The organism is Sphingomonas sp. S-NIH.Pt3_0716 (assembly GCF_003950715.1).
GTDB lineage: Bacteria > Pseudomonadota > Alphaproteobacteria > Sphingomonadales > Sphingomonadaceae > Sphingobium > Sphingobium yanoikuyae_A.
In genome coordinates, this window is sequence record NZ_QLJK01000074.1 from 1 (window position 1) to 4,958 (window position 4,958).

Below are 4,958 nucleotides of genomic sequence, written 5' to 3' on the forward strand. Positions count from 1 at the left end.
GGGCTGTGGGCGGAGGGTGGGGTGGGAATGTGGGGCAGCAGTGAGCGGGCGGGGCGGGGGGCGCCGGGCGTGACGGGGGCGAATGCGCCGGTGCGGTCGATGACGCGATAGGGGCGGTCGCCGAGCGTGGCGGTGAGCAGCGTCAGGATCGCCGCGCGGGCGCCGCGCTGGGCGAGGAGGCGAGGGGCGGCGGCGATGATGGCGCGCTGCGCCGCTTCGGGCAGCGTCTCGTCAAAGGGCAGGTCGAGGAGGCCGGCGAGGCGGGGGAGCCAGGCGGGGGACGCGGCCTTGGGATCGAACAGGATGGCGAGGGCGCCGATGGCGTGGTCCAGTTCTCCGCCGACCGCCTGGAACAGGCCGACCAGCCGGCCGAGGGTTCCGTCGAGATCGCCCTGCGGCGTTGCGTAGACGGCGGGGAGCCATTGCATCAGGCCGGGCTGGTCATGGCTGACCACGAGGCTGTGGAGGACGGGCGCGCTGGCCGCGTTGTTGCGGTCGAGGCGGACCTCCAGCCAGAGGAAACTGCCATCCGCGCCGGTCAGGGAGAAGCAACAGGGGTTGGACTTAAGCACGTTATGCGCGGTCTCAGCGAAGGTTCGGGTGATGGGCGACCAATCCAACAGGGCGCCAAGGATGCGGGCGCGCTGGCCGAGGAGGAGGCTGTCGTCGTCCAACAGGGCGTCGGCCGAGAGGCGCAGCGCGGCGTCGCGGCTGGCGGCCCAGCGCAGCGACAGCGTCGCGCCCTCGGGCAGGGTCGCGGCGATGCTGGCCTGCAGCCAGTCGCCCGCCAGCGTATCGCTCTCCAGCGCCGGCGTCAGCCAGAGCTGGCCGCCGAGCACCGCCGCGCCGGGAAAGCGGAACAGGCTGGCGACCGCGCCGTCCTGATAGAGGAGATAGAGCGCGTCGTCCTGCGCGGCGAAGGCGATGGGCGCGACATCGAACCGGCCCCATGCGCCCGGCTCGCCATTGGGATCGAGCATGAGATAGCCGGCCGCGCCGTCCCAGTCGCCGGAGAGCAGGAAGCCGGCCGGGGCGGATTGGATGTCGCGGGCGGTGAAGGCGGGTTGGCCGGCGCCCAGCGGATCGGCGAGATCGAGCGCAAGGTCCGGCTCGTCCGGCCGTTGCAGGATGAGGCGGTTCGCCGCGCGGTCGAGCAAAGCGAGGCTGTCGCCATGGATGGCGATGCGGTCGATGGCCGCGGCGGCGGCGGGTAGGGGACGCCGGGCCGGCTTGCGGCCGATGCGCAGAAGACCATCGGACAGGAGCAGCCAGACGCCGTCGGTGCCGATGGCGATGTCGGCGGCGTCGTTGGCGTCCAGCATCTCCATGCGTTGCAATGTTTCATTATCGAAATGAAATAGGCCGGCGTCGGAGAGGAGCCAGAGGGCGCGCCTGCCCGCCGCCATGCGGCGCACGAAGCCGACCCGGCTTCCGGCGCAAGCGTCGGCGCGCAGCGCGCCGTCGGCGTCGATCCAGACAGGCCGGCCGCCGGGCGCCATCAGGAAGGCGCTGACGGCGCCGGACAAGTTTGTGACGACCTCCCCATCGGCGCGATCCAGATCATGGCGTTCGGGCGTGGCCATGACCAGGCAGAGCGCCTGCTGCGCCGCGGTTTCGAAGCGATAGGCGAGGCCGTCGCTGCTCATGCCGCGCCCCCGATGCTGATGGCGGCGGGCGCGCCCAATTGCGGCAGTTCGCCGCGACCGATCGCGAGACGCTCGACAGGGCCGTCATCGGTGATGATCCGCACCATGACCGGCGCGGCCACGCCGGCGATCCGGCGGACCCAGCCGGCGATGGCGGCGGCCTCCACATCGTGGCCGAGCGGCCAGCGCGCGTCATCGAGGGCGAAGCGATCCGCGATCATCTGCGCGACGGCGGCCTTGACGGCCGCCCCGTCCTGCCCCGGCGCAAGGCCGGCGGCTATGGTAAAGGTGAAGGAGCGGTAGACCGGCGCGACGACGAGCAGCCGTTCGCCGATGGCGATGCGGGGGCGCAGCGCGGCGGCGATGCGGGCGAGCCAGTCCGGCGTCTCCCGCCCCGGCAGCCGGTGGCCGACGATGAGCGTGCGGGTGGCGGCGATGGCGGGCGATGTCCGGCCGCGCTGCCAGCCTTCCTCGACGGTCGCGCGGGCGACGCCCAATGCGGGGCCGAGGGTGAGGGCGGCCTCTGCGAGCTGAGCCGATGTGGCGAGCAGGCGGCCGTCATCCAGCATGGCGCGGATGCCGGCCAGCGCGTCCTCGACCGTCTGCGCGTCCGCGCCGCCGCCGATCGCCTCCCGGTTGCGCCAGAGCGTGCGCGCGCCGTCCAGCACCCAGTCGACCGGCTGGCGGGCCATGCCGCCATCGCCGCAGGTGAGGCGGAGCGTCACGCCGAGCGGTTCGCCGAGCGCCGGTTTGCGCCCGTTGACGCCATTGCCGAAGCGGATGCGGATGAGTGCGCCGTCCGTCCGTTCCTCATAAGCGAAGCGGAGGTCGGCGGGGCCGGCGGGATCGAGCGGGCCATTGTTCCATGCCGCGCCGGGAACCGTATCAAGGCTTTCGACCACAGGCGCGTCGATGAGTCGCCAGATCGGGCCGTCGCCATGCTCGTCCGCCGGAAAGAGCGTTGAGGGATCGATCTCTATGGTCTGGCCGGGGCGGTTGTTCCCGTCACGCACGGGCAGCGCGATCGTGGCGCGCTGTTCGACGGGCAGCGCGTTGAGGGCCACGCGGATGAGGCGCGGGGTCAGCACATAATGCTGGGACGGGCGCAGGATGATGGCGGACGGGACCGCGCCGGCGGGCAGGCTGAGGATCAGCGCGCCGCTGCGCTGAAACCCGGCCGTGCCGTCCAGCGCGACGGCGATCGGGGCGCCCGCCGCGTCGGTGACGCTGAGCGTTCCAAGGTCAAGCGTCGGCTGGAATGATGGCGCGCCCTCCACCTCGAAGCCCAGCGACAGGCGGATGGTCGTGTCGGCCGGGAGTAAGGGGCCGGTCAGACTGATGCGCAGCGTGCCGTCATTGGCGTCGCCAAAGGGCGAGAAGCCGGCCCGGGCGCGATCGTTGATCTGCGTCTGGTCGGTTGCGCGGCCATCCGTCGCGACGGTGGCGATGCGCGCGATGGCGTGGGGCAGGAGGGTGATGGCCTGCGTCGTCTCTACGCGCTGGACCGAGCCTGTCCGGGGCAAGAGAACCATGCCGGCGTCTATGGCCTGCGCGGCGGTGGGCGCCTCCACGGGATAGACGACGCCGCTGGCGGGGACGGCGGCGCGTGGCGGCGCGCCGAGCAGCCGGGTCATGGCGAGGCGCTCGTCGAGACGGTCGCGCGCGACCGAATAGATCTGGGTGTCGACCAGCCACGCCAGCAGCTCGATGAGCATGATGCCCGGATCGTGGAAATTATAGTCGGTCCATTCCGGCGCGAGCGCGGGCAGACGGCCGCGCGCTGTCGCCATCAGCCGGTCGAAATCGGCGTCGTCGAGATTGGTGGCGAGCGGGATCATGCGCCGGCCTCCGCAAACAGATGGACGGTGACGGCGGCGCGGGCGACGAGGACGAGCACGTCGGCGGGCAGCGGATCGGGCAGCGGGGCGCCGGTATCGGCGCGGACGATGACGATGGCGCTGATGACAGCACGGTCGCCCAGATCCGCCAGCGCGGCGGCGACGTCCGTGGCAGTGGGCGCCGCGCCGACCGGCCAGCCCTGCCCAGCATGGCCGCCGGTTTCGGGATGGAAGAAGGCGGCGAGCGCGCGCTTGGCGGCCTGCTCCACCCCCGAATAATCGACGCCGGGGTCGACATCGACGCTGAGGTCGATGCTGGCGTTGAGCAGGCGCGGCGGCGCGAGGACGAGCCGGCCGGGGGCGAGGAGGCCGAAGCTGGCGACGCCGTGCAGCCGCGCGGCGACCGCCTTCAGCGCGGCGGGCGGCGGGATGAGCGCGTCGCCCCGTCCGACGACGACGAGGCGGCTGGCGCCGCGCCACGGGGCGGCGCTGGCCTGCGCCACGGTGGGGAAGCGGGCGCGGACATAATTCTCCACATCGCCGAGCGTGACGATGCGGCCGCCGTTCAGCAGCTTTACCGGCGCGCGGGCGCGGGCCTGTTCCGGCGCCTCGACATCGGTTCCGCCCTGCGCGCCGTCGAGCGCCATCACCTGATCCACGCCGGCGAGGGGCGAGATGGGTTGCAGCTTGTCGCCCGGCGCCACGGCGTTGGCCGCCGTTCCGGTGACATGGCGATAGCTGCGCGCGAGGATCCCGCTGCCCATCGGCGGCGCCAGCGCGTTGCGGCCATTGCCGAAGCTGACGAGGCCGCTTTGTTCGTCCACGGCATAGAGGCGCGCGGGCGCATCCTGATCCTCGGACGGAAATTCGCGGACCTGCGTCCACCGAACCCATGGGCCGGGCATGCCGGAAATGGCCGCTTCCGCGGCGAGGGCGGCGCCTTCGTCTTCGCCGACCTGTTCGGACAGCCAGAGGTCGAGGCTGGCGCCGTCCACCGGATCGGCGAACAGGCGGAAGCTCTGGTCGGGCGAGCCGTCCGACGTGCCGATCGTCTCCATCGACCGGGTTTCGACCGAGGCGGCCATGACGCCGTTCAGATAGACGCCGCGCAGCCGGGGCGACCAGTTTTCCGCATCGGCGACCGGCGAGAGGCGCAGCCAGCAGGCGCTGGCCCCGAGCAACTGCGCGCGGTCGGGCGGCTCCAGCATCTCGATGGCGATCACGCCGCTTTCGCCGAGGCCGCTGCTGCTGTCCGAAATGACGCGCGCGGGGGTGAAGCGGCCTTTGCGATAGACCTCCGCCGTCACCGTCCAGTCGCCGCTGACCGGGACCGCGTCGACATAGAGCGACAAGGGCGAGCCGCGAACGGGCTGGTCGAAGCCGATCAGGATGGTGCGGGCGGCGGCGGGCGCGGCCGCTGCGCCTTCGGCCTCGCAGGAGCAGGGCGGTTCGGGATCGGGTTCCGGCGGGGGGG

The 4,958-nt window shown here is 72.4% G+C and carries 3 protein-coding genes; all 3 read right to left on the bottom strand.

The window, feature by feature from the left end:
- The coding region (locus BRX37_RS25815; RefSeq protein WP_206434231.1) for a phage tail protein at positions 1 to 1,646 on the bottom strand (1,646 nt) is incomplete at its 3' end.
- Positions 1,643 to 3,484: a baseplate J/gp47 family protein gene (locus tag BRX37_RS25820; RefSeq protein ID WP_017498948.1), complete on the bottom strand. Its 1,842-nt coding sequence runs from the start codon at positions 3,482 to 3,484 to the stop codon at positions 1,643 to 1,645. The genes BRX37_RS25820 and BRX37_RS25815, both read right to left, overlap by 4 nt.
- The coding region (locus BRX37_RS25825) for a baseplate J/gp47 family protein (RefSeq protein ID WP_164522546.1) at positions 3,481 to 4,958 on the bottom strand (1,478 nt) is incomplete at its 5' end. The genes BRX37_RS25825 and BRX37_RS25820, both read right to left, overlap by 4 nt.